This is a genomic window from Patulibacter medicamentivorans, from assembly GCF_000240225.1.
In the GTDB taxonomy this organism is placed as follows: Bacteria; Actinomycetota; Thermoleophilia; order Solirubrobacterales; family Solirubrobacteraceae; genus Patulibacter; species Patulibacter medicamentivorans.
In genome coordinates, this window is record NZ_AGUD01000333.1 from 1 (window position 1) to 3570 (window position 3570).

Genomic DNA, 3570 nt, shown 5'->3' on the forward strand with positions numbered 1-3570 from the left:
CCCGCCGCCGCCGAACGAGGCCCCGCCCGTGCCGCCGGCCGCCGCGGCCGGGCGCCCGGCGGGCGCCGCCGGCGTCCCGTCGTCGAGCAGCGGGCCGAGGATCGACGGGTCCAGCCGCAGCCGTCCCGCGACCATCGCCACCAGCTCCATCCGCAGCACTCCGGCCGGGATCTCGGCGAAGACCGGCCGCAGCGTGGCGATCGTCCGGTCCTTGCTCTCGGCCGTCGACAGGTCGGCGCCGTCCAGCAGGTGGCCGACGTGGAACCGCGCCAGCGCCATCGGCTCGCCGAAGGCCGTCGTCAGCGCCTCGGGCCCCCGCCGCACCAGCAGGTCGGCCGGATCCATCCCGTCGGGCAGGGCGACCACCCGCAGCTCCAGGCCGCTCCCGCGCGCCAGCTCCGCCGCCCGCAGCATCGCCTTGCGGCCGGCCTCGTCGGCGTCGAGCGCCAGGATCAGCGACGGCGCCAACCGCGCCAGCTCCTTCACCTGGTCGGGCGTCAGCGCGGTCCCCATCAGCCCGACCGCGTGCCGCAGCCCGGCCTGGTGCAGGGCGATCACGTCGGTGTAGCCCTCGCAGAGGATCACCTCGCCCGCTCGCGCGGCGTGCTTGCGCGCCAGGTGGGCCGCGAACAGGTGCTGGCCCTTGTGGTAGACGGGCCCGTCGGAGGAGTTGACGTACTTCGGCTTCTGGTCCGGCCCCAGCGCCCGCGCCCCGAAGCCCATGATCCTGCCCCGCCGGTCGGCCAGCGGGAACGTGATCCGGCGCCGGAAGCGGTCGTAGATCTGGTCGCGGCCCTTGGTCGAGCGCTGGACGATCCCGGCCGCCAGCATCTCGTCGGGCGTGTAGCCGGCGTGGCGGGAGCCCTCCATCACGCGGTCCCAGGCGCTCGGCGCGTAGCCGACCCGGAACTCGCGCAGGACGTCCGGATCGAGCCCGCGCCGCTGCAGCTCGGCGCGGGCGGCGCCGGCCTCCGGCCCCGACCACAGCTGGCGCTCGAAGAAGCGGTTGGTCCGGTCCAGCAGCTCCAGCAGCCGGGCCTCGCGCTTGCGCCGGCGGGCGGTCGCGGGATCCTCGTCCTCGGTCTTCAGCTGGATCCCGGCGCGATCGGCCAGCAGCTCGAGCGCCCCGGTGAAGTCGACGTTCTCGGTCAGCTCCACGAAGCGGAACAGGTCGCCGCCCTCGCCGCAGCCGAAGCAGTGGAAGAGCTTGTCGTCGACGTTGACCGAGAACGACGGCGTCCGCTCGTCGTGGAACGGGCAGAGGCCGGTCATCCGGCCGGTGCCGGCGCGCCGCAGCTCGGTCCGGGCCTCGACCAGGCCCACGAAGTCGATCGCGTCACGGATCCGGTCGATGTCCTCTTTCGCGTAGCGGGGGATCGGGGCCCTCCTACCGCGCGTGGGCGCGCGGGATCACGAGCTCGCCGAACGCCCGCAGCGCGTAGCGGTCGGTCATCCCGGCCACCCAGTCGGTCGCGCGCTCGAGCGGATCGGCGTCGGCCGCCGGGACCGCGTGCACCTGGTAGCGGTCCCAGCCGCCGTCCTCGCCGGCCAGCGGGAGCGTCAGCGCGCCGGCGCCCTCCCCCGCGCGGTCGCCGTCGGCGGCGCGGTCTGCCTCCAGGTGGTGCTCGAACAGCGTCCGCACCAGCTCGTGCACGCGGCGGTGCTCGGTGCGCGCGTCGGGGGCCAGGTAGACGTGCTCGAACATCCAGCTGCGCAGCTCGTCCATCGCCGCGCCCGCCTCGTCGCCCTGGCGGATGTCGCCGACCTGACGGGAGGTCGCCACGAGATCCTGGACCAGCCGGTCGATCCGCCGCGAGGCGGTCGTGCCGAGCACGCCGATCGGGCCGCCTGGGAGGTCGCGCTCCGTCAGCACCCCGGCCCGGATCGCGTCGTCGATGTCGTGGTTGAGGTAGGCGATCCGGTCGACCACGCGGACGATCCGACCCTCGAGCGTGCGCGGCATCGGGGCCCGGCCCGAGTGCCCGGCGATCCCGTCGACGACGTCGGCGCAGAGGTTCAGGCCACGCCCGCCCGCCTCGCGGACGGCGCTCGGCGCGTCCTCCAGCTGGGTGACCAGGCGGACCGAGTGCTCCCAGTGCCGGAAGTGCCGGCCGTGCGGCGCCAGGCAGGCGTCGAGCGCCTCCTCGCCGATGTGACCGAAGGGCGCGTGCCCGAGGTCGTGGCCGAGCGAGATCGCCTCGACGAGGTCCTCGTTCAGCTCCAGCGCGCGGGCGACGGTGCGGCCGATCCCGGTCACCTCGAGGGTGTGGGTCAGGCGCGTCCGGTAGTGATCGCCCTCGGGCGCCAGGAAGACCTGGGTCTTGTGCTTGAGGCGACGGAAGGCCTTGCAGTGGACGATCCGGTCGCGATCGCGCTGGAGCGGCGTCCGCAGCGGGCAGTCGGGCTCCTCGGCGTCGCGGTCCGCCGGCCAGGTGCGGGCGGCCGCGGGCGACAGGAACGCGTCCTCGAACGCACGCCGGCGGGCGTGCGGATCGCCGAGGGAGGTGGTGACCGGCGCCATCACGTCGATTGTCGCAGTCGTCGGGGCCGGACCTCGGGCGGCCCGCGCGACGGCCGCCGCGCAGGCCGTGCGGACGCCGCGGCCGTCTCGTAGGCTTCCGCGCGTGCCCGCCGCCGACGACGTGCCCCCGGCTCCCGCCGATCCCTCGACGGTGCCCGCCGCGCCCGTCGTCAGCGTGGTGATCTCGGCCCGTGACGGGGCCGCCACCGTCGACCGCGCGGTCGCCGCGATCCTCGCCCAGCGCGACGCCCCGCCGTTCGAGCTGGTGCTGGTCGACAACGCCTCGCGCGACGACACCGGCGCCCGCGCCGCCGCGACCGGCGACCCGCGGGTCCGGGTGCTGCGGCTGGAGGATCGCGGGTCCGGTCCCGGCAACGCCCGCAACCACGGCGTGCGCGAGGCCCGCGGGCCGCTGATCGCCTTCACCGACATCGACTGCTACCCCGAGCCCGGATGGCTCGCGGCCCTGGCCGCGGCGGCCGCCGACGCCGACCTGGTCGCCGGCGCGATCCGGCCGGAGCCGACCGAGCGCTCGCCGTGGGAGCGGACGCTGCGGGTCGCGGCCGACCACGGGCTCTACCCGACCGCCAACCTGCTGGTGCGCCGCGAGATCTTCCTGCGCGGCGGCGGCTTCCGCGACTGGCACGACGACGGCACCCCGACCGACGAGGCCCCGGCACGACCGTTCGGCGAGGACACCCGGATGGCCTGGGGGCTGATCCGCGACGGCGCGCGGCCCGCCTGGGCGCCGGACGCCGTCGTCCAGCACGCGGTGCTGCCCGAGACCCTCCCCGGCTGGCTGCGGCGCCGCTGGGAGATGCACCAGCTGCCCGACCTGGTCCGCCAGGTGCCCGAGCTGCGCCGGACGCTGCTGACCGGCGGCCTCTTCGTCGACCGCCGGACGGCGACCGCCGCCGGGGCGCTCGGTGGCCTGGCGCTGGCCGCGATCGCCCGCCGGCGAGCGCCGCTGCTGCTGGCCCTGCCCCACGGCCTGCGGATCGCGCGCGACGTCCGCGCCGCCGGCCTCGGCCGCCGCGGCGGCGAACCGC

3 protein-coding genes are annotated in these 3570 nt (G+C 76.3%); 1 reads left to right on the forward strand and 2 read right to left on the reverse strand.

What is annotated here, in order from left to right; genetic code table 11:
• Window positions 1–1377 (reverse strand): DNA primase (gene dnaG, locus PAI11_RS23450; RefSeq protein WP_170320779.1); only part of this gene is annotated, 1377 nt, incomplete at its 3' end.
• Between the two features lie 10 nt (window positions 1378–1387).
• Window positions 1388–2521, reverse strand: coding sequence for a dGTP triphosphohydrolase (gene dgt / locus PAI11_RS23455; RefSeq protein WP_050897379.1), 1134 nt, complete (start codon window positions 2519–2521; stop codon window positions 1388–1390).
• 103 nt (window positions 2522–2624) lie between these two features.
• Between dgt and PAI11_RS23460 the strand changes: the two genes are divergently transcribed.
• The coding region (locus tag PAI11_RS23460; RefSeq protein ID WP_040601533.1) for a glycosyltransferase family 2 protein at window positions 2625–3570 on the forward strand (946 nt) is incomplete at its 3' end.